Annotated in this window: 16 protein-coding genes; 2 read left to right on the top strand and 14 right to left on the bottom strand. The window is 57.1% G+C overall.

Going from position 1 to position 21,168, the window contains the following annotated elements; translation table 11 throughout:
• Nucleotides 1-88 precede the first annotated feature (88 nt).
• The gene (locus tag J7447_RS08710; protein ID WP_209169334.1) at nt 89-2,047 is read right to left on the bottom strand and encodes a GGDEF domain-containing phosphodiesterase; all 1,959 of its coding nucleotides are present in this window, start codon (nt 2,045-2,047) and stop codon (nt 89-91) included.
• A gap of 470 nt (nt 2,048-2,517) precedes the next feature.
• On the opposite strand from J7447_RS08710, the gene J7447_RS08705 reads away from it, so the two are divergent.
• Nucleotides 2,518-4,167: an alpha/beta-hydrolase family protein gene (locus tag J7447_RS08705; RefSeq protein ID WP_209169333.1), complete on the top strand. Its 1,650-nt coding sequence runs from the start codon at nt 2,518-2,520 to the stop codon at nt 4,165-4,167.
• A 22-nt stretch (nt 4,168-4,189) separates the two neighbouring features.
• Here the strand turns inward: J7447_RS08705 and J7447_RS08700 are convergent, their stop codons facing one another.
• From J7447_RS08700 to J7447_RS08645, 12 genes are all read right to left on the bottom strand, one after another.
• Nucleotides 4,190-5,038 (bottom strand): patatin-like phospholipase family protein, encoded by an 849-nt coding sequence (locus J7447_RS08700; RefSeq protein WP_286188997.1) that lies wholly within the window; start codon nt 5,036-5,038, stop codon nt 4,190-4,192.
• A 343-nt stretch (nt 5,039-5,381) separates the two neighbouring features.
• Nucleotides 5,382-6,446 carry a BMP family ABC transporter substrate-binding protein gene (locus J7447_RS08695; RefSeq protein WP_022998629.1) on the bottom strand — a complete coding sequence of 355 codons (1,065 nt, stop codon included), beginning with the start codon at nt 6,444-6,446 and terminating at the stop codon, nt 5,382-5,384.
• A gap of 98 nt (nt 6,447-6,544) precedes the next feature.
• Entirely contained in the window at nt 6,545-7,459 is a 915-nt protein-coding gene (locus J7447_RS08690; protein WP_022998630.1) for an ABC transporter permease, read from the bottom strand.
• The gene (locus tag J7447_RS08685; RefSeq protein WP_022998631.1) at nt 7,452-8,540 is read right to left on the bottom strand and encodes an ABC transporter permease; all 1,089 of its coding nucleotides are present in this window, start codon (nt 8,538-8,540) and stop codon (nt 7,452-7,454) included. Before J7447_RS08685 ends, J7447_RS08690 begins: the two co-directional genes overlap by 8 nt.
• Nucleotides 8,540-10,105 carry an ABC transporter ATP-binding protein gene (locus J7447_RS08680; RefSeq protein ID WP_209169396.1) on the bottom strand — a complete coding sequence of 522 codons (1,566 nt, stop codon included), beginning with the start codon at nt 10,103-10,105 and terminating at the stop codon, nt 8,540-8,542. Before J7447_RS08680 ends, J7447_RS08685 begins: the two co-directional genes overlap by 1 nt.
• Nucleotides 10,106-10,147: 42 nt before the next feature.
• Nucleotides 10,148-11,161, bottom strand: a complete 1,014-nt coding sequence (xdhC, locus tag J7447_RS08675; RefSeq protein WP_209169331.1) for a xanthine dehydrogenase accessory protein XdhC — start codon at nt 11,159-11,161, stop codon at nt 10,148-10,150.
• The gene (xdhB, locus tag J7447_RS08670; protein ID WP_209169330.1) at nt 11,161-13,497 is read right to left on the bottom strand and encodes a xanthine dehydrogenase molybdopterin binding subunit; all 2,337 of its coding nucleotides are present in this window, start codon (nt 13,495-13,497) and stop codon (nt 11,161-11,163) included. The genes xdhC and xdhB overlap by 1 nt, the downstream gene beginning before the upstream one ends.
• On the bottom strand, nt 13,481-14,965 hold the full coding sequence (gene xdhA / locus J7447_RS08665) for a xanthine dehydrogenase small subunit (protein WP_209169329.1): 1,485 nt from the start codon (nt 14,963-14,965) through the stop codon (nt 13,481-13,483). The genes xdhB and xdhA overlap by 17 nt, the downstream gene beginning before the upstream one ends.
• Nucleotides 14,966-15,301: 336 nt before the next feature.
• On the bottom strand, nt 15,302-16,252 hold the full coding sequence (locus J7447_RS08660; protein ID WP_209169328.1) for a LysR family transcriptional regulator: 951 nt from the start codon (nt 16,250-16,252) through the stop codon (nt 15,302-15,304).
• 13 nt (nt 16,253-16,265) lie between these two features.
• Nucleotides 16,266-17,243 carry a quinone oxidoreductase gene (locus J7447_RS08655; RefSeq protein WP_209169327.1) on the bottom strand — a complete coding sequence of 326 codons (978 nt, stop codon included), beginning with the start codon at nt 17,241-17,243 and terminating at the stop codon, nt 16,266-16,268.
• A 230-nt stretch (nt 17,244-17,473) separates the two neighbouring features.
• On the bottom strand, nt 17,474-18,190 hold the full coding sequence (locus tag J7447_RS08650) for a CDP-alcohol phosphatidyltransferase family protein (protein ID WP_055654288.1): 717 nt from the start codon (nt 18,188-18,190) through the stop codon (nt 17,474-17,476).
• Between the two features lie 180 nt (nt 18,191-18,370).
• The gene (locus J7447_RS08645; RefSeq protein WP_209169326.1) at nt 18,371-19,306 is read right to left on the bottom strand and encodes a DUF2182 domain-containing protein; all 936 of its coding nucleotides are present in this window, start codon (nt 19,304-19,306) and stop codon (nt 18,371-18,373) included.
• A 178-nt stretch (nt 19,307-19,484) separates the two neighbouring features.
• Here J7447_RS08645 and J7447_RS08640 point away from each other — a divergent pair, with 178 nt between their 5' ends.
• The gene (locus J7447_RS08640) at nt 19,485-20,687 is read left to right on the top strand and encodes a UbiH/UbiF family hydroxylase (protein WP_209169325.1); all 1,203 of its coding nucleotides are present in this window, start codon (nt 19,485-19,487) and stop codon (nt 20,685-20,687) included.
• A gap of 20 nt (nt 20,688-20,707) precedes the next feature.
• On the opposite strand, the gene J7447_RS08635 is transcribed toward J7447_RS08640, so the two are convergent.
• Complete coding sequence (locus tag J7447_RS08635) at nt 20,708-21,130, bottom strand: DUF1801 domain-containing protein (RefSeq protein ID WP_022998640.1); 423 nt, start codon at nt 21,128-21,130, stop codon at nt 20,708-20,710.
• Between the last annotated feature and the right edge of the window lie 38 nt (nt 21,131-21,168).

Here is a 21,168-nt window from a genome sequence, read left to right as displayed (position 1 = left end):
TCGAAAAAGACAACCAGGAAACAGCCTCTAAAACGCAGGTCCTGAGTGTCTCTCTCGTTAAAGCGGGGCCTTGATACCTACGGAGGTGTCAGAGCCCCGCCAAAGTGCTTTTGGAATGATCCGAGAAGAACAGGGTCGTTATGTCGTCGATCGCCATCGGACCGCCGAACAGATAGCCTTGGCCGATGGTGCAGCCGATATCGACCAGTACATCGCGTTGCTCGACTGTCTCGATGCCTTCGATCAAGACCTGAGAGCCCATGGTTTCGGCAATACCAAGGACCATCTTGAGAATATCGCGAATTTTCTTGTCCTTGACCGCCTTGGTGGCAAACGACCTGTCGATCTTGATTTCGTCCCAATCAAAGTCCGTCAGGTAAGACAGGGCGGAATAACCGACGCCAAAGTCATCCAGCGAAATGCCGATACCCAATGATCGCAACTCAACGAGTGTCGTCTGAATGCGGCGCAGATCGCTCATCAGGGTCGTTTCGGTCACTTCCAGTTTCAGCCTGGAGGCTGGCAAACCGGTCCGACCGAGGCATTCGTCGAGCATTGCGACGACGTCGTCGCTCAGAATTTGCGCTACAGAAAGGTTGACCGACAGACTCAGGTCCGATGGCAACAACTGTACTTCCGAACACGATGTTTCCAGGATCTTCCATCCCAGCGATACGATATCGCCATTGCGTTCAGCAATCGGGATGAATTCCGAGGGTGAAATCCAGCCCAGTTCGGAATGGTACCAGCGTGCCAAGGCTTCCACGCCGAAGATACGTCCGGTCATGAGATTGAACTGTGGCTGGAAGTGCGGAAGGCATTCGTTCGCCTCTATGGCGCGGGCAAGTGCGTTTTCGACGATTGTCCGCCGCTCCATTTCCGCACGCATGGCCGGTTGGTAGGTCACGACGCGGCGGCGGCTGTGGCTGACGGCGTTACCAACCGCGAGATCCGCATTGCGAATGATGTCGGTGGCATCTCGCTCGACGGTGGTTGAATCCGCATAGCCGATAGCTGGTGAAATCAGGAAGGATCCGAGTGCCGTTGGGACCGGGCGCAGGAAGATGTCGTGGATCCGGTTTGCGACGACAGAAGCAGTCAGCCCAACCTCTTCATCACTTACAGTCATGAGGAGAAATCCCTTGCCTCCTGAGCGGGCAAGGCAATTTACACCTTCCATCCGGTCTACCGCGTGACGCAACAGGTCCGCAGTCGATGCCAGGATAGCTTCCTCCGTTACAAGGCTGAACTTGTTGATAGCCGGCAGTCTGGACTCCAGATCGATGTTGAGAATGCTCAAGGTCTGATCAGGAGCAAGTGTATCGTGCGTAGAGCGCACGATCTCTGCAAAGACACGGGAATTTACCAGGCCTGTAACACTGTCGTGGTCCAGCCGGTGCTCCAGAAGCCTGGTTTGCTCGCGAGTTGCCTCTGCCTGTCCTTGCAGCACCTGGCTGCGTTTGTTGGAGAACCAGATCCATCCAAGGCTGACCAGAAGGAAAACAACAACGAGCGCGTCTTGTACAATCTGGTGGAAATGAAAGCTCTTTCTCGCCGCCGACATTTGCTTGGCAGCTTCCTGGGTCACCATCTGATTGATTTGTTGAAGGGAACTTCCTATCCCCTGCAGGATGATCAGTGCATTGCTCACGGAGGTCTGGTCATCGAGCGTATCCAGGAACGGTTTCACCCGGTTGCTCGTACGAACGATGTGAACCAGTTTGTCCTGGATGTAGTCCGACGGCCCCACAATTTCGCTATAGGCGTCGCTGGGCCACGTTTCGAAGGCGTTCAGCAGTGCTTCGTAGGTTTTTCCAGCCTCTGCAGCATCTTCCGGGCTTTTCAGGGCACTGTACCGTGCAATCAGTTTTTCCAGGGCCGTAGTGTTAAAGCGCAGCGTGTCATTGAGGACAGAACGTTCCAACTGATCCTTGTGAAGGTAGTCGGCTTGAGCGCTATAGAGCGAGTAGGCGTTTACACCGAGCAAAAGCGTAAGGGAGGCGCAAAGCGCCGGAAATCCTATTCGCAACAGTTTATCAAAAATCATTGGCTCAACCGCCTTGATGACAGATTACACCGCCCCAATTGGAGCTTATCGATAGTCCTCTCCGGCCCAATGTCTCTGTCACAGACGAACCGGTGCCCCCCGGCTTGCCATTTCCGGTGTCAGCGGCAGGCCATCTACCTGCTGCGCTGGACCAGCGGTGGATTACGCCCGATTGTTAGCGCCGCAAACTTTCACGAAACTTGCGAGTAAAAAACGGTTGTAGACCCCGATCGCGGAAAGATCTTTTTGCCCTTCAATCCACGATGTAGGAATTTAGACCCGACAACGGTTAAGACCGTCTAAATGCCAAAAGACGCAACGTAAATTATGCTTGGTTTTGCGGTGGATAACGGGGATGGGCACAAGATTGCTGTCATGTTGCCATTGTTTACCCAAGGTTGTCTTGACGCGATCATTCCAACACGAAATCCTGCAGCTGGATCATGAAATCGTGTTGGGAGCGGGTGCAAATGCCGATCTTAAGGACGCTCCGAGATGGGCTTACGCCAACCGGGCTCATAGTAGCGGCCAGTTTCTTCGGTGCCGCACTGACGCCGTCGATGATGCCGAGGGAACCAATTGTACAAGCGACCCTCGCCGCCGTGGCAGCAACGTTTGGCTATGAGGTGACCCTTCTGGCAAGGAGTGTCTGGCGTTATCTGGAGTTGCCGGAGCCCAAGGGACGTTTGTGGACACTCTGGCTCCTTGCCGCTTGCGGTATCAGCCTTGCGATCATGGTCTACAGTCTGTCGAAAGCTGCCAGTTGGCAGAACGCGACCCGTGAAGCTGTTGGTTTGCCGCCGCTCGAGAGCGCAGCGCCGTTCTTCATCGTCACTGTTGGCGTGTTGATCGCACTTTGCTTGTGGCTGGTTTTCCGGGTCGCAGGTGCCTTGCGTAGAGCCGTCGCTGTTGTTCTGGACAAGATGCTTCCAAGGCGCGTTGGCGTGGTCCTGTCCATCGTTCTTGTTGGCTGGTTCCTGTGGGCACTTGTCGATGGAGCCCTTGTACGCAATGCGTTTCGTATGGCCGATACGTCTTTTCTGGCTGCAGACCTGCTGCTTGAACCGGATATAGAAAAACCTGCTGATCCGGAAAAAACCGGCAGTACCCGGTCGCTGGTCAAATGGGAGGAGATGGGGCGTTGGGGTCGTCACTATGTCGCGACCGCTCCGACTGCAGCAGAGATTTCCGAATTCTGGCCGGATAATGCCGTTGATCCGATCAGGGTCTATGTTGGACGAAGGTCTGGTGACACCGCAGAAGAACGCGCCCAACTTGCTTTGCAGGAACTAATCCGCGTCGGGGGTTTCGACCGGTCGATTCTTGTGGTTGTGGTACCACCCGGCACCGGTTGGATGGACCCGGGAGCTCACGACACAATCGATTTCATGCTTGGCGGTGATGTGGCGACGGTGGCTGTCCAATATTCCTACCTGACCAGTTTTCTGGCGCTGCTTGCCCATCCAGACTACGGGGTAGATCAGGCTCGAGCCCTTTTCAACGCGGTCTATGCCCACTGGACGCAGCTGCCCAAAGACAGTCGGCCGGAGCTTTATGTTCACGGGCTCAGCCAGGGGGCCTTCAACTCCCAGGCGACACTTCCCCTGTTTGACATGCTGGGTGACCCGATCCAGGGCGCCTTCTGGGCTGGGTCTCCTTTCTTCTCGCGCTATTGGTCGGAGGTCCGTGACCGGCGGAAGGCTGACAGTCCGGCATGGCGTCCGAACTACGGAAACGGCTCGCTTGTCCGGGTGATGGATCAATATGGCGGACTGGAGGGGAACTATGCGCCCTGGGGGCCAATTCGCGCAGTGTTTCTGAATTATGGCAGCGACCCTATCGTGAACTTTACGTTCGATACGGGTTTCAGGCCGCCAGCCTGGATGGCCTCACCGCGTGCGCCGGATGTTTCAGAAAAACTGTCCTGGTTTCCCGTGGTGACAACGCTTCAGATTGCGCTGGATTCCATGTTTGCGCTGGATGTACCCAGATACGGGCACTACTACATTGCGCCTGATTACATCGACGGATGGGCTGCAGTTGTCGATCCGGACGGCTGGTCACCAGAAAGAGCGGAAGCGCTGAAAAAGATATTCGAGCGCCGTGATCCTGCGATCTAACGCCCGGAACCAATTGGTTGGACTATCGATTTTCCAGGAGGCTGGCCAGGCCACGCTTGAAGGTTTCTCCGGCTGGTTCTGCTGCTTTCACGATGTCTGCAACCTTGAAGAATTCCATGGTCTTGAAACGGCCGACTGGCGGTTCAATCAACAAATCAGGTTGATTGCAGGCCAATTTGGCGACGACCAACGAGTGAAGGGTGATCGAGAACGAGCCGATCCAGGTTTCCAGGCCGGTTGGAAGCCCGCTTTTTCGCTCTTCGAAATTGCTGCCAGTGACATCGACGGCGACTGTCGGAATGCCGTCGTCCTGAAAGACATCAAACGGTGTCGGGTTGACGAAGCCCCCGTCTATCAAAACCTTGCCGTCTATCCTGACAGGCGTCAAAAGCATGGGGAGAGCGGACGAGGCTGCAATTGCAGGCAGCAAGGGCCCCTTCTCCAGAACCACCTGCGACTGGGTGTAAAAATCCGTCGCAACGATCTTCATTGGCAGTTTCAAATCCGAGAACTGCTCGGCCAGGTCTTCAGGAAACACCGTTTCGAAAAGAACGATGGGATCGATAATCGCCGGACGGACGACATTGAAGAGCGACGACCAGGTTCGGCCATCCGTCAGAAACAACTTTTGAAGCAATTGCGTTTTCTGGGTGAAGAGATCAACTGCAAACTGCCGGATCTCTCGACCGCTCATACCGCTGGCGTAAAAAGCACCCAGGATAGACCCCATTGATGTCCCGGCAATTTCGACGGGTTTGACACCCAGGTCATCCATCACTTCCAGAATGGGAATGTGAGCGAATGCCTTTGCGGCTCCGCCACCAAGGGCCAGACGGAACCCCTCGGCAGAGCTGCTGCTGTGTTTCGTCATTTCTGCCTCTGGGGCGCTGCTGGCAGAGGCCAAGCCAGCCATGCTGCCAGATCCAGCAGCGGCCGCGGCGAGCATCAGTTCTCGTCTGCGGATCATTCGTCAAAGGTCCGTATCGTGTGCATGCCGGCGATCCATCCTGGATGGAAACGAAATTATAGTTTCGTTTGTAGAGGTGTCGATGTTGCGATTCAACGTTGCGGAGATTTCTGCGCAAGTCTTCAATCAGAAAGATCGCGATCGGAAGCAGGTGCTTTACGCACAACATTCAGACAATCGGTCACCGGATATGAAAACGGCCCGGAACCGCTGGCTCCGGGCCGTCCTGGACAGGTGATAACCGCGATTATTGCGGCAGTTTGTCGTCGATACCCTGCACGTACCAGTTCATGCCGAGAATGGCTCCATCGTCGAGGGCGACGCCATCTTCAGCGGCAACCGAGCCGTCTTGCTTGGTGATCGGGCCGGTGAACGGCTCCCAACCGCCGGCGATCTTGGCTTCGGTTTCCTTGGCCATTGCAACGACATCATCCGGGAGATTGGTGTAAGGCGCCATCACGACGTGACCTTCGGCAAGGCCTGCCCAGGTGCTCTTGGGCTCCCAGGTGCCATCCATGACTTCCTGGATGCGCTCGATGTAGTACGGACCCCAATCGTCGATGATTGCCGTGTACTGGGCTTCCGGTGCGAACTGGATCATGTCGGATGCCTGACCGAAGCCATGCGCGCCACGTTCCTGTGCCACCTGAAGCGGTGCGGTGGAATCGGTGTGCTGCGTAATGACATCGGCACCCTGATCGATCAGCGCCTTTGCAGCGTCGGCTTCCTTGCCCGGATCGAACCAGGAATTGACCCAGACGACCTTCAGCTTGAAATCCGGGTTGACGGACTGAGCACCGAGCAGAAATGCATTGATGCCGGACACCACTTCCGGGATCGGGAACGAGGCGATGTAACCTGCGACGCCGGATTCGGACTGTTTGGCGGCAATCTGGCCGATAATGTAACGGCCCTGGTGGAATTTGGAGTTATAGGTCGCGACGTTGTCGGCAGTCTTGTAGCCGGTCGCGTGTTCGAACTTCACATCCGGAAACTTCTTGGCGACCTTGATCGTCGGGTTCATGTAGCCGAAGGACGTGGTGAAGATGACATTGCAGCCTTCACGGGCGAAACGCTCGATCGCGCGCTCTGCATCCGGACCTTCCGGCACACTTTCAAGATATGCTGTTTCCAGCTTGTCGCCGAAATGCTTTTCCGCATCAAGACGGCCCTGGTCGTGCTGATAGGACCAACCGAAGTCGCCAACTGGTCCAACGTAGATAAAGCAGGCTTTGACGTCTGCAGCGTTTGCGGCAGAGCCGGCAGCTGCGAAGGCAACGGCGGCAACGGTTGCTTTCAAAAGAGATTTCATCTGGTTCTTTCCCCTCTGTTTCGATCTCTCTGTTGCGATCTTGTTTAAGGCCAAGCCCCCGATCGCACCGGGGCCGGGCCGACCGGTGGCTGGGAGGCTCACCGGTCTGGAACGAATGGCTTGCCGAGACAGGCTGGCGTGTTGACGAGCGTCAGTCTGCGGTTTGCCGAAATGAGCACAAGCACCAAAATAGTCGCAAGGTACGGCAAGCTGGACAGCAGTTGGGACGGAATGTCCAGCTCAACTGCCTGGGCGTGGAGGTTCAGCACACTGACTGCACCAAACAGATAGGCGCCAACAACCACGCGCAGCGGCAGCCAGGATGAGAACACGACCAATGCCAGCGCAATCCAGCCTCGGCCTGCAGTCATGTTTTCAACCCACTGAGGCGTATAGGCAAGCGACATGTAGGCACCCGCGAGACCTGCACAGGCGCCGCCAAACAGAACCGCTGCGAACCTGATGCGAATAACGGAATAACCAAGAGCGTGAGCCGACACATGGTTGTCACCAACAGACCGAAGCACGAGGCCAAGCCGGGTCCGGAACAGGAAATAGGCGACAGCGATGACCAATGCGAAACTCACATAAACGAGCGCGTCCTGCTGGAAGAAGACAGGCCCGAAGAATGGAATGTCGGACAGTACAGGAATGTAGAGATCCGGAAGTTTAAGGCCTGGAATGCCGATGAACGCCTCCCCGATCAGGCCCGAGAAGCCGACGCCGAGGATGGTCAGGGCAAGACCGGTTGCCACCTGATTGGTTACCAGGACGAGCACCAGGAAGCCAAAAAGTGCCGACATGGCCATGCCGGCGGCAATTGCCGCAAAGACGCCGAGCGTCCCGGATCCGGTCTGATTGGCGACGGCGAATCCGACCACGGCCCCCATGATCATCATGCCCTCGACACCAAGGTTCAAAACACCGGAGCGTTCAACGACGAGTTCGCCGATCGCAGCAATCAACAGCGGTGTTGCCGCGGTAATAACGGTCAGGAGAACGGCTTCAAACATGGGAGACCTCCCCTGCCGAACCACGGCGGCCGACAAATCTGATGCGATAGAGGATGAGTGTGTCGCAGGCGAGTACGAAGAACAGCAGAAGGCCCTGAATGACACTGGCAATCTTGTTGGAGACACCCATCGCCGATTGCACCGCTTCGCCGCCGATATAGGACAATGCCAACACGAAACCCGCGACGATGATACCGAAGGGATTCAGCCTTCCCAGAAAGGCGACGATGATGGCTGTAAATCCATAGCCGGGAGAGATGGTCGGGAGGAGCTGGTTGAGTGCGCCGGACACTTCCATCGTGCCGGCAAGGCCTGCAAGACCACCGGCAATTGCGAAGGAAAACAGCGTCAGTTTCTTTGCAGAAAAACCGGCAAAGCTGCCTGCGCGAGGACTTTCGCCCATCACCCTGATCTCGAAACCCTTAATGGTCTTGCCGAGGACCACCGCAAGCACGACTGCGACGATCAAAGTGATCGGGGCCGCATAGCTGAGTGACGTTCCGGGGACGGTGGACAAGGTGGCGGCATCGGAGAAGAGTGCCGATTCCGGGAAGTTGTAACCGCCGGGATCTCGCCACGGTCCGCGAACCAGGTAGTCCAGCAGGAGACTGGCGACATAGACCAGCATGAGGCTGGTCAGGATTTCGTTGGTATTGAACCTGGTTTTCAACAGCGCCGGGATCAGGGCCCAGAGTGCCCCACCGATAGCGCCGAAAGCCATCATCAAGGGAAGCGTGGCAGCACTTTCGAAGTCCGGCATCAGAATGGGCAGAGCAGAGCCGAACAGCGCACCGACGACGAACTGGCCTTCAGCACCGATGTTCCAGTTGTTCGACAGATAGCAAACCGACAAGCCGCAGGCGATCAGGATGAGCGGTGTTGCCTTGGCGATTGTCGCGTTGAGAGACCATTCTTGCGTCAGAGGTTCTATGAAGAATTTATATAATCCGAACAATGGGTTATGTCCGGATATTGAGAAAATGAGTCCGGCTGCGATTGCGGTCAGACCAACAGCGATCAACGGCGACAGCAGTGCCATCTTTCGGCTGTGCTCTTTTCTTTTCACGAGTTCGACGCGCATCAGGCAACCTCCCCTTGCGCTTCCGCGCCGCCTGCCATGAGCAGGCCGACCCGCTCGCGGTTCATGTCTGAAGTCGGCTCGGCCGCAGACAGATAACCTCTGGAAATAACCGCAATCCGGTCGGCGATTTCGAAGATTTCATCCAGGTCCTGGCTGATCACCAGCACCGCCGATCCGGAGCGGGCAAGGTCGATGAGTGCCTGCCGGATAAGAGCGGCGGCACCGGCATCGACACCCCAGGTTGGCTGGTTCACGATCAGCACACCAGGTTTGCGGTCCAGCTCGCGGCCGACTACAAATTTCTGAAGATTGCCCCCTGAAAGGGAACGCGCTTCCGGATCGTCATGGGACATGCGCACGTCGAAGGACTTCTTGATGCGCTGTTCCATCTTGCCTGCATTGGCATTTGAGACAAAGAAACCACTGACCAGCTTGTCGCCGGTTCTGTGGCGCGTCAGCACGATGTTCTGCGATAGTTTCATGCCAGGTACGGCGCCGTGGCCGAGACGTTCTTCTGGCACGAAAGCCGCGTTCTGCCTGCGTCGCCAGGTAATGTTCCTGTTGCCGCAAGGCTTGCCGTCCAGAACGACCATGTCGGCTGACACAGGCATTTCGCCGGAGATCGCGTCGAAGAGCTCACCCTGGCCGTTGCCTGCAACGCCGGCGATCGCAACCACCTCACCGGCCCTGAGATCCAGCGAGACCTTGTTCAGCGCTGTTGCGAATGGCGTTGCGGCTTTTGCGGACAGGTTCTTCAGGGCAAGCCGGGTTTCGCCGATCTGCGGCTTTTGAGAGCTGGCGCTTACGGAGGCAACGTCGGCTCCCACCATCATGCTGGCCAGAGATGCCGGTGTTTCCTTGGTCGGGTCACATTCGCGAACCACCTGGCCATGCCGAAGGATCGTCGCGTGGTGACAGATGCGTTTGACCTCTTCCAGCCGATGGCTGATGTATAGAACGGCGCAGCCTTCCTTGGCCAGGCGCTCCAGCGTCAGGAAGAGAAGATCCGCTTCCTGGGGCGTGAGCACCGATGTCGGTTCGTCCATGATGATCAGCTGCGGTTCCTGAAGCAGGCATCGGACAATCTCGATACGCTGACGGATGCCGACCGGCAAGTCTGCAACAATGTCGTCCGGATTCAGGGGCAAGCCGTAGTCGCGCGACACGGATTGGATCCGATTGGCAAGCTCAGACATCCGCCCCGGATTTGGCAATGCCAACGCGATATTTTCTGCAACCGTCAAGGCTTCGAACAGCGAAAAATGCTGGAAAACCATCCCGATGCCGAGTTCGCGGGCAACCGCCGGGTTGCCGATGTCGACCCGTTGGCCCTGCCAGAGAATTTCACCGCCATCCGGCTCCAGTGAACCGTAGAACATTTTTACGAGGGTCGATTTGCCTGCGCCATTTTCGCCAAGGAGTGCATGTATTTCACCCTTGTTTATGACGAGATCGACCCTGTCGTTCGCCAGAATGTCGCCAAATCTTTTGGTCAGGCCCCGGGCATCGAGCAAAGTATCCTTTCCGGATCTGCTTTGCCGCGCCGTGCCGCCGTCCCCTGTCATCGTTTCTGTTTCTGCCACGCCGTCCCCCAAGCGAATGCCGCCTTATTGACCAAGTGTTAGTTTTTGTGCAAGCCCCCCGGCTGCAGCGGCCTGTTGATGATTTCCAGCTTCGTCCCGAACCAGCAGATCGACAGCTATTCCTGCAGCGATTGCAGCCGGTTGTTTCGATTTGACTGAAGTCACCCCGACAGGACAGACCATGTTTGCCGTCAAAGTGTCATTCAGCCCCCGGGCCTTCAGTCGTTTCAGGAAGCGCGTTCGCTTGGTTTTGGAGCCGATCACACCGCAATAGGCAAAGCGTTGTTGAAGCAAGGCACGTGCCATGATGTCTTCATCCAGGGCGTGCGAGTGGGTCATCGCCAGGACAAAGGCGCCATCAGGGGCTTGTTCAAGGCAGACAGCTGGATCAGGGTTTGAAACTTTCCGGACATTTCCCGGAACCGCAGCCGGAAACTGGTCCGCCCTGCTGTCGATCCACGTCACGCTGAAAGGCAGAGGTGCGAGCGCCAGGACAACCGCTTTTCCTACATGCCCTGCACCAAAAAGATAAAGTTCGCGCCGCTTGCTGCCAAATTGCTCGATCAGCAATTGCTTGCCCGTTTTTTGGTCAAGTTGAAGGAAGAAGCGGTTTGTTGAAACGTCCGGAAGCAGATCGCGTGTCTGCACCACACCGTTCACAACGCTGGCCTCGGTGGAAAACTGCGTTCCATCGTTCTCCCGAAGCGAGAGTGTCTGAGCCATTTCAAGTGATGACGTTGTCAGCACCTCGATGGCGATTTGCGTACGTCCACCGCAGCACTGACCGAGGTCCGGGCCAAGCGAGACATTGTGGAGCTCTAAGCTGGCCACGCCATCCCGGAGAGCTTTGTGGGCACGGCGGATGGCTTCGAACTCAAGCGTGCCGCCACCAATCGTGCCATAAAATCCACCACCAGCCGTTACCACCATACGAGCACCGTCTTCGCGTGGTGTCGAGCCATCGGCACGAGCAACGGTTACGAGTGCACAAGCGCCGTTTCGCTTCAAACAGTCGGCAATGTGCCCCCAGACCTTCATCAGGAGATCTTCCTCCGGCGCATATCCTGGACGGCTTTCATGATTGCCTCAGGTGTTGCCGGTGCGTCCAGATTGGGAACAACTCCCGGGCTGAGGCTCGCGACGGCATCATTGATCGCGCAAAACACTGCATTGGCCAACATGACAGGCGGTTCGCCAACGGCTTTGGACCGGTAAACGGTTGCCTGAGGGTTGCCGCTGCCTTCATAGAGACGGACGTTGAATTCCTCGGGAATGTCGGATGCTGTCGGGATCTTGTAGGTCGAGGGAGCGTGGGTACGAAGGCGCCCCTTTTCGTCCCAGACAAGTTCTTCGGTGGTAAGCCACCCCATCCCTTGAACAAAGCCACCTTCGATCTGCCCCAGGTCAATCGCAGGGTTCAGCGAATGGCCGACATCGTGAAGAATATCCACCCGGTCGACGGTCATCTCGCCGGTCATCGTATCGATTGTCACCTCGGCGCATGCGCCGCCAAAGGCAAAGTAATAGAAGGGGCGCCCGGTAGCGCTTTCCCTCTCCCACGTTATCCCTGGCGTTGCGTAATAGCCTGCGTGTGAAAGCTGAATACGTGCCATGTGCGCCAGCTTGGCGACTTCCGAAAGGGCAAAGCTCTGGTCACCGACAACCACCTTGTTATCGCCGAAGAAGATTGCTTCCGGTCCGCATTGATGCAGTTCGCACAGGAAGGTTATCAGTCGGTTCTTGATTTCCTTCGCCGCCAGCTTGGCGGCCATGGCGTTGAGGTCTGTCCCGGAAGATGCAGCCGTTGGGCCCGTGTTGGGAACCTTTGAGGTGTTGGTGGCGGTGATGCGTACCTTGTTCAGGCTGACACCGAATTCCTCCGCAACAACCTGCGCCACTTTCTGATACAGCCCCTGGCCCATCTCGGTGCCACCATGGTTCAAATGAATCGAACCGTCGGTATAAAGATGAACGAGCGCACCGGCCTGGTTGAGATGTTTCAGCGTGAAGGAAATGCCGAACTTTACCGGTGTCAGGGCCAGGCCCTTTTTCAGAACAGCGTTGTTTTCGTTGAAGAAGCGCACATCATCACGTCGTGCCCAGTAGTCTGAACTCTCTTCCAATTGGGCAATCAGGTCATGCATGACCTGAAACTCTTCCACCGGCATGCCGAAAGGCGTCAGGTTCCGTTCTCCGTCATAGAAATTCAGCTTGCGAATTTCGAGCGGGTCCTTGTCGAGACTGATCGCGATCGCATCGATCATGCGTTCGGCAGCGAGCATGCCTTGCGGTCCACCGAACCCGCGGAATGCGGTGTTGGAGCAGGTGTCCGTGCGCAAGCGCCGGGAACGGATGAGTGCATCCGGGTAGAAGTAGCTCGAATCGGCATGAAAAAGCGTCCGGTCGTTCACGCCAAGAGACAGGTCGACCGAGTAGCCGCAACGGGCCAGGAATTCCATGTCGACAGCACGGATGCGACCTTCGCTATTGTGGCCGACCTGCCAGTTGACCTTAAAGTCGTGTCGCTTGCCGGTCATGATCATGTCGTCGTCGCGGTCGAGGCGGATCTTGCAGGTTCGGCCCGTGTGACTGGCTGCGACGGACGCCAGGGCAGCCCATTGGTTCGCCTGCGATTCCTTGCCGCCGAAACCGCCTCCCATGCGGCGAACCTCAGCCGTGACAGCGGCATCGGGCACTCCGAGCACCTTGGCAACCGTGTGCTGGATTTCGGTGGGGTGCTGGGTCGAGGAATACACCAGCATGCCGCCGTCTTCCTGTGGCTGGGCCATGGCGACCTGGCCTTCCAGGTAAAAATGCTCCTGTCCGCCGATTTTCATGCTGCCAGTGAGGATTTCCTCGGCTGCGTTCATGCCGGTTTCAGGCGAACCGCGCCGGAACTGATAATCCGGAAGCACTGTCGTGTCGGCGTCGACAGCGTCTTCAGCCGTCAGGATGGGGGTGATCGGTGCAATATCGATCTTTGCCTTCAACGCCGCTTTGCGCGCCAGGTCTCTTGTTTCGCCGACGACGGCAAAGGCGACCTGCCCGTAAAACAGGATTTCATCCTCGGCGAAAACGGGATCATCGCCAAAGGCGGATGAACAGTCATTCTTTCCCGGGACATCCTTCGCGGTCAGGACGGCAACCACACCAGGTGAAGCCTGGACTTCGTCAAGGTCCATTGCCAGGATCCTGCCCCTGACAGCCTGCCTTGACCAGCCGGGCACAACGTGAAGTGTACCAACGGGTTCGACCATGTCGTCGATATAGGTCGCCGTACCGGAAACGTGTTTAGCCGCGCTGTCATGCGGCAACGCCTTGCGGACATGCTTCAGGGGTGTTGTCAGGTCGTTGGGGTCAAGCTGCGCGGTCATGGCCTGCCTCCCGCTTGGCAAGCACACGGAGTTCTTCCGGTGCGGTGCCGCTGACCTCCATGAGGGCCTTTGCGAGCAACGCCCGCGCCGTTTCCATTCGGTACTCGGCACTTGCGCGCATATCTGTCAGTGGCGTGTAATCGGACAGCAATGCCTGCATGGCAGCGCCCCAAGTGGACGGATCGTCCAGCGAAGCTCCTTTCAAGGCAGCTTCCGCACCGGTTGCCCGTTTCGGTGTTCCTGCCATGCCGCCAAAGGCTATCCGGGCATCGGTAACCACGCCTTCTCCATCCACCGTCAGGCGGAATGCTCCCATGACGGATGAGATGTCCTGATCGAAGCGCTTGGTGATCTTGTAGCAACGGAATGCCTGGTTTGCAGAAAGCCGGGGCACGAAGAGACCGGTGACGAACTCTCCCGGTCTGCGATCCTGCTTGCCGTAGTCGATGAAGAATTCTTCCAGCGGCAACGCCCTTGAGCCTTCTGCGGAATGCAGTTCTAGAGTTGTCCCCAGAGCGATCAATGCAGGTGGCGTGTCGCCGATCGGCGAGCCATTGGCAATGTTGCCACCGACTGTTCCCGAGGCGCGAACCTGTTTCGAGCCGATCCGGCGCCAGAGTTCACCCAGGTTTGTTGAAATGCCGGTCATGGCTTCTTCGGTCGCGGCATAAGTAGCCGTTGCGCCGATCAGCACTCCGGACGGACTGTCTTCGACACGGTCGAGGCCCTCTATTCGGCCAAGCCAAATCATCTTGGGCAAGTCGCGCAGATGCTTCGTGATCCACAGACCGACATCTGTCGCCCCGGCAACGAGGGTCGCATTGGGGTGCTGGCCGTAAAGAGCTGCCAAACCGTCAAGCGTTGCCGGCGAGGAAAAGAAGCAGTCGCTATCTCCGATGTAGACATCGCTGCTGTCGGACAATTGTCGCAACTGTTCCCGCGTTTCATGAGCACGCCAGGAAAAAGCATCGTCTGCAGCGTCAAAACAAGAGTCCAACGCCGCGTCGATGATCGGCCTGTAGCCCGTGCAGCGACAAAGGTTTCCAGCCAGCCATTCGGTGACGGTCTTGCGTGATTTTTCCGCCCCTGCGTCATGATAGAGCGTGAAAAGCGTCATGATGAAGCCGGGCGTACAGAACCCGCATTGTGAACCATGCATCTCGACCATCGCGGCCTGAACCGGGTGGAGCCTCGTATCGTCGGAGAGGTCTTCGACAGTCACCAGTTCAGCGCCATCAATCATGCCGAGCAACTGGATACAGCTGTTCACGGGCTGATAGACCAACTTGCCGTCGATCAATCGGCCAAGCGCGACAGTGCAGGCCCCGCAGTCACCCTCGCCGCAGCCTTCCTTCGTTCCGGTTTCGCGGCGGCGGAGGCGCAAGTAATCGAGAACGGTTTCCGTTGGACCGACATTCGCAAGTTCAACGATTTCACCACCCTTGAGGAAACGGATCGTGTCACGCATGGGCCTGCTTCCCCATGTTAGCCAAAACCGGACCAAAGACATCTGATGCGTAGCAGTTTGAACACTCCGCACGCATTGGGAGCTTTGCATCACAAGCCGCAAAATGGTGGTCATGGAGTACCCGGTGCGAAGCGTATGGACCAGGTGCCTTACCCATGCTCCACAGCCTGCTCAACAGGCCGCTTTCGGGCCCTACCAGGGCTGTATTCAGATCGTGCGTAGGCAAACGCCCCATCAGTTTTCTCCCTCGCACGGCGCATTGCCGCAAAACTGTCACAAAAAATGTGCCTTAAAAAAACATGGAACCAAAGCGCTCATTTGAGACCGCAATGTTGCCTATTTGGCATTAAGAGCTGAAAGTTGGTCCCTCAAAGCGAACACGGCATGGTCGAAAAACATGCCCGGCGCAAGCGCAAGAGCACGCAGAGACGACGTTACCACACAGAGTCGGTCGGCCTGAAGCGGCGTATCGGACAAAGGCTTGAAGATCAGGAAACCGTTGGCAAGGTCGTCTTCGCAACCGATCATCGTCTGAAAGCCAATTACCTGTTCCTCCCTGGCAAGGGCTCGCATCAGTCTGAGCGAATTGGCTTCCACATAAGTGCGCGAAGCGCCGGGTATCCGGCTTCGAACGATGTCCAGGCGGGTGCGCAGTGACAGTCCTTCTGCGGGCAGCGCCACCGGATATTTCAGGCAGTCTTGCAGTCCAAGTGTTTTCGCTCCGGCCAACGGATGATCCGGACGCATGAGTGCTCCGATCACGAGATCATGGTGAAAGGCTGTTGTGAGAGCCGAGGTTTCCGGCGGGTCGAAGGTGAAGCCGACATCCGCTTCAGCCGCCTCCACCTTTCGGGCGGCTTCTCTGGATGAGGAAATCGAGACATTCACGTGAATGCCGGGATAGCTCTTGCGAAACGTGCTGATGACCGCCGGGAGGAGCTTTTCGGCAACGCTTTCGACGCTTGCAATCGAAACCGTACCGCGTCGCAGTCCCTTCAAGGCGTCGAGTTCGGCAACCGTGCCTTCGAAATCGGAATAGGTGCGCCGGATATGTGCCAGCAGCAATTCTCCGGCTTGCGACAGACGCAGGCGCCGGCCGACACGGTCAAACAACTGTAGTCCGAGCGCCTCTTCCAGCCAGAGAACCTGCCGGTTTATGGCAGATGACGCCACGTTGAGCTCCCGGGACGCGGCGCGGATCGAGCCGGCCTCGGCGACGGCCAGAAAATAGCGCATCGCCGGGCTGTAAAGATTTCGAGAAAGATCCTGTGCTCGTCCGGACCGCATGAAATTCCTGCTCTTAGGGGATCAGGACCGTGGTGCCGGTGGTCTTGCGGCCTTCAAGGTCCTGATGCGCCTGGACGGCATCGGCAAGCCTGTATTCCTGGTTGACGCCGATCTTGACGATGCCTTTCTGGACGACATCGAACAATTCGCCCGCGGTCGCTTCCAGTGCTTCGCGGCTGGCGATGTAGCTGAACAGCGTCGGCCGGGTTGCGAACAGAGAGCCTTTCTGGGCGAGGAGCGCCAGGTTGAAGTCGGCAATCGGCCCTGAGGACTGACCGAAAGTGACCCAAAGGCCCCTCGGTTTCAGGCAGTCGAGCGATCCGGGATAGGTGTCCTTGCCGACACTGTCATAAACAACATCGCAGCCTTTGCCGCCGGTAATATCCTTTACCCTGTCGACAAAGTTTTCAGTCCGGTAGTTGATCACGTGCTGGTAGCCGTGTGCCTTTGCAAGTTCGACCTTTGCTTCCGAACCGGCAGTGCCGATGACAGTGGCGCCGAGATGTGCTGCCCATTGACCGGCAATCAGGCCGACGCCTCCGGCAGCAGCGTGAAACAGCAGCGTCGTGTCCGGGCCAACGGAATATGTCTGGCGCAGAAGATACTGTGCCGTCATGCCCTTCAGCATCATGCCGGCAGCGGTCTTGTCGTCAATCCCGTCCGGCAGGACGACAAGACGGTCAGCCGGAACGATTCTTTCCTGCGCGTAGGCACCGAGCGGGCCAACATAGGCAACACGGTCGCTGGGGCTGAGATGTGTCACCCCCTCACCGACCGTCTGCACGACCCCTGCCCCCTCGTTGCCGGGGCTGAACGGCATGCCGGCAGGAGCTGGATAGAGGCCGGAGCGGAAATAGGTGTCGATGAAATTGAGGCCAACTGCCGTATGGCGGATGCGCGCCTCACCTGGGCCGGGCTCACCGACTTCGATATGTTCCCAGCGCATGACATCCGGTCCACCGGTTTCGTGTACGCAGATTGCTTGAACCATGACTTTATCCCCGGGGTGATGGGCCGAGACCGATTTGGTCTTGCGGCAATTGAAGTTGGCAAGACCATAAATGATTTCAACGCCATCGGAAAAGGTCATTCCGAAGCATAAATGGCATCAGGCGTTCGTGACGCTTCCTGCCGGTCAGCGCTTAAAGAGAAAGCGCGGCACAACACCGGCGCCTTGGTTCGCGCCAGTGCCAAAACTGGATTTTGAATGTAGGTAAAAGGTCAGTCGACCCTGTCGAGCAATTGCTGAACAGCAGAGACCAGCAGCAGATAGAAGCTGGCAGCCGTGAATGCCCATGCGAGCGGGCCGTTCAATGCCATACCGTCCAGAATTGCGTAGGCGGCCAATCCCATCCAGAGCAATGTCACCGGCAAGGTAATCATGCGCCAGCGCCGCACGCGGACAGGATGGACAAAGCGGACAGGAGCGAACGTCAATGCGCAGCACAAGAGCACGAACATGATCGTGAAGCTTTGCGATGGCGACAGAACCATGAGGCCGAAAACGACCATGTTCCATCCAGCGGGAAAGCCCTTGAAGGAGCCATCGGGTGTCTTCATGCCGTTGTCGGCGAAATAAAGAGCGCCGGTAAAGACCACGAGCCCGCCACAAATCCAGTTCCAAGGGCTTGTGAGCATCAAGCTCCAGGAAAGCGCGAAAGCGGGAAGAAACACGTAAGTGGCGTAGTCGATCACGAAATCCAGCGAGGCGCCGGACCAGCGAGGCAGACGCTCTGCAATCTTGTAACGGCGTGCCAGCGGACCATCGATGCCATCGATGAAAAATGCCAGTCCAAGCCAGGCGAACATCTCCGCCCAGTTTTCACGCGCACCTGCCAAGAGGGCAATAAGAGCGATCGGAGCACCGGAAGCCGTCAGGATATGGATCAGGAACAGAGCGGGCTCAGTCCTCTCTTTACCTGGTGTAATATCCGCCACGGGGTTCCCTCACTTTATGATCTGAACGCAGTAAACTGGTGCATTTGCGTTCTGAGATGTGTGCGGTTCACGATTGACCCGCTGGCCCATGGATCACACACTGACGCTGATACGGTCCTTTATTGCAATCGTATGACAGTGTGAACCTAAAAAACAGTCCCCGCACCAATAGCAGTGAATTTAGGTTGCCGCATTTCCCAAAAGGATGAGGGAAACGAGGATACCTGCCCAGACCAGCAGAACAGCCCCGATGGCAGGTGGCAGAATGCGGCTTGGGAACGTTTTTTCAATGGCCATCAACGCGCCGAGTAGCGCGATCCAGACGATGTTCATCAGGCCGACCGCGAACATGACAGTCATTACCGCCCAGCAGCAGCCAAGGCACACCCAGCCCTGCACCAGCCCTTCCCGCAAGCCAGACATCGCACCCGGCCCAGCATCGTCACTGGCAAACACCCAGCGCGGATACCAGCAGCGCCGGAGACAGGCCTTTTTGGAGGGGGTGAACTGATATAAACCAGCGGCGAAGAGGACCGACGTCGTCAGAGCCATGCTTGCAGGTGCCATCATATCCGTCATGGCGCCTGCCCTGGACAAAGCCCATTGCGCCGCGGTTGCTGCGACTGCGTAGCCAAGCCAGACCGCCAGATAGCCGAACATTGCGGTGACAACGAGAAGTACCGGCGTTGCCGTACTGCCGGACTGTGCCGAAAGCTCGGTGTAATAGGCCCGAAGCATCGGCACGGCGGTAGGCAACATCATGGCAAGGGCCATCATTGCCCACATCAGGAAGATCTTCACAAGATCAACTGTCGTCATGTCTGCACTAGGCATGCCGAATGTTGCGCTGGTCGGCAGGCAAAGAACCGCAAGTGCGGCCCGCGCTTCCGCAGGCAAACCTGCGAACTGGTTGAAACTGTTGAGAATCACCATGCCGGGTCCGGCTTCGCTCATATCCATGACCGGTACCATGTCGGCTACCATTGCAATCAGGTATGCCCAGCCGGCAGCGGCCAATATCGAGACCAGCACAAGCACTAGCGGCCAGCCACGCATATTCTGTTCCGGCTTGGTGGAACCGGCCTGATTGGAAGGTGTGCGCGTCAAACTCGTCATTTCGGCCTTTAGGTGGCGTGTGTGTCCGGGGTCTTGAGACGTCTTAGCGGATTAGTCGATGCAGGCATTTGATCTTACTCATGGTCGACCTTGAATGCCCTGCGTGTATTCGTCCCGTTGATTTTGAGCCCGCAAACAGCAATTTAGATCTCAAGATCAAATCAGATGGAATTTTACCATGTCCAGCAGCCACGCGCCGGAACAGTTTGACATTGCAATCGTCGGCGGAGGGCCATCCGGGCGAATTGCAGCTCTTGCTCTGGCCCAGCAGGGATTGTCGTGTGTCCTGATTGCCCCCTCAATGGAAATCAAGGATGGCCGGACAACCGCGCTGTGGCAGCGTTCAATCGATCTGTTGCGCGATATTGGCGTCTGGTCGGACATAGAAGGCAACGCCGCATCCTTGAAGAAGATGCGCATGATCGACAGCACGGGGCGGCTTTTTCGTGCACCTGAAGTGGTCTTCGACAGTTCTGAGCTTGGCCTTGGAGAGTTTGGTTTCAATATCTTGAACAGTGAACTTAACGCGGTACTTGAAAAATTTTGTGCTGCGCAATCCGGACTGGAGGAGATTTCGGACACTGTCGAGAGTGCCGAATTCGGAGACGATCACGCTACCCTCGTCACCAGTGGGGGTAGGACGATTTCAGCCAAATTGGCCGTAGCTGCAGATGGCCGCCGGTCGACACTGCGTGAAGCGGCCGGGATTGAAGTCAAAAGCTGGTCCTATCCGCAGGTGGCTGTTGTTTTGAACCTTGAGCACCGGCTTCCACACCAGCAGGTCTCGACCGAATTCCATACTGCAACTGGTCCGTTCACATTGGTTCCGCTCCCCGGCAGACAGTCATCACTTGTTTGCGTGGAAACTGCGGACGGTGCTGCAGATCTGTTGGCGATGACGGACGAGGACCTAGAAGCGGACCTCGAACGGCGGGCACATTCGATTCTGGGTCGTTTCAAACTGTCTACGAAACCACAAAGTTTTCCGCTTTCAGGACTGACTGCCACTTCCCTTGTGGGGCCGCGTCTGGCGCTTGTGGGCGAGACAGCGCATGTCTTTCCGCCCATCGGCGCGCAGGGTCTGAACCTGTCGTTGCGTGATATCCGTGACCTCATCTCCGTCGTGGCATCGGCCAAACGCGCGCACGCCGACTTTGGTGGCAAGACCGTTTTGAGTGCTTATGAGAAGAAACGGTTCAGCGATATCCGGACAAGGACAAACGCGGTGGACATGCTGAACAGATCGCTGCTGACAGGCTTTCTGCCGGTCCAGGCTGCGCGAAGCGCGGGCATGTATCTGGCCGGCAAGATTGGTCCGCTGCGGCGCCTGCTCATGCGGGAGGGCATTGCACCGGGAACCGCCTTTCAATTGCATCGATAGACGGTTTTCGGGTGCTGCTTTCAAACCCGTGACCGTGCTGCTGATCGCTTGGCGCTGTGATACGTCAGCGCCATGCCGATCATCTGACGGAGCGCATCCTCTGGTAACGGCCGACCTTGACTGAAGTGAACGCTTCTATCGCCGCCGAAGATGAGGTCCGGGAACATTGTACGCCAGTCAGACACCAGTGAGGATTGGCAATTGACATAGAGAGCAACGTCCCCTGCGCCGGAATTGTCCCGGTCTATCCGGATTGTCGTTCCAGTTTTCGGGCGCTTCGTCAGATAGCTGGCCTGACCCCATTTCATGGTTTCTTCCAGTTCTCCGATATCGTCGCGTTGCGTCGCCGTCTCGGCTATCAATGACCTGATGGTCAGCAGTTTCTCGCGGATATCCGCCGGATATCTTTCGAATATCGCAAGGACGTCCGGATTGTCTTTCACCACAAGTCCTCTTGTTGCGACCGGGATGCCTGGTTTGA

The sequence above is a fragment of the Labrenzia sp. R5_0 genome (assembly GCF_017743835.1).
Lineage (GTDB): Bacteria > Pseudomonadota > Alphaproteobacteria > Rhizobiales > Stappiaceae > Roseibium > Roseibium algicola.
Note: the sequence above shows the minus strand (reverse complement) of the source record. Positions and strands in the feature narration are given on the sequence as shown.

What these genes read in the sequence shown, in the direction of transcription:
- J7447_RS08660 (WP_209169328.1), bottom strand. Translation starts at nt 16,252, where the DNA reads ATGCGGTCCGGACGAGCACAGGATCTTTCTCGAAATCTTTACAGCCCG.
- J7447_RS08640 (WP_209169325.1), top strand. Translation starts at nt 19,485, where the DNA reads ATGTCCAGCAGCCACGCGCCGGAACAGTTTGACATTGCAATCGTCGGC.
- J7447_RS08695 (WP_022998629.1), bottom strand. Translation starts at nt 6,446, where the DNA reads ATGAAATCTCTTTTGAAAGCAACCGTTGCCGCCGTTGCCTTCGCAGCT.
- J7447_RS08685 (WP_022998631.1), bottom strand. Translation starts at nt 8,540, where the DNA reads ATGCGCGTCGAACTCGTGAAAAGAAAAGAGCACAGCCGAAAGATGGCA.
- J7447_RS08700 (WP_286188997.1), bottom strand. Translation starts at nt 5,038, where the DNA reads ATGACGAAACACAGCAGCAGCTCTGCCGAGGGGTTCCGTCTGGCCCTT.
- J7447_RS08645 (WP_209169326.1), bottom strand. Translation starts at nt 19,306, where the DNA reads ATGACGAGTTTGACGCGCACACCTTCCAATCAGGCCGGTTCCACCAAG.
- J7447_RS08680 (WP_209169396.1), bottom strand. Translation starts at nt 10,105, where the DNA reads ATGACAGGGGACGGCGGCACGGCGCGGCAAAGCAGATCCGGAAAGGAT.
- J7447_RS08710 (WP_209169334.1), bottom strand. Translation starts at nt 2,047, where the DNA reads ATGATTTTTGATAAACTGTTGCGAATAGGATTTCCGGCGCTTTGCGCC.
- xdhA (WP_209169329.1), bottom strand. Translation starts at nt 14,965, where the DNA reads ATGCGTGACACGATCCGTTTCCTCAAGGGTGGTGAAATCGTTGAACTT.
- J7447_RS08690 (WP_022998630.1), bottom strand. Translation starts at nt 7,459, where the DNA reads ATGTTTGAAGCCGTTCTCCTGACCGTTATTACCGCGGCAACACCGCTG.
- J7447_RS08705 (WP_209169333.1), top strand. Translation starts at nt 2,518, where the DNA reads ATGCCGATCTTAAGGACGCTCCGAGATGGGCTTACGCCAACCGGGCTC.
- xdhB (WP_209169330.1), bottom strand. Translation starts at nt 13,497, where the DNA reads ATGACCGCGCAGCTTGACCCCAACGACCTGACAACACCCCTGAAGCAT.
- xdhC (WP_209169331.1), bottom strand. Translation starts at nt 11,161, where the DNA reads ATGAAGGTCTGGGGGCACATTGCCGACTGTTTGAAGCGAAACGGCGCT.
- J7447_RS08655 (WP_209169327.1), bottom strand. Translation starts at nt 17,243, where the DNA reads ATGGTTCAAGCAATCTGCGTACACGAAACCGGTGGACCGGATGTCATG.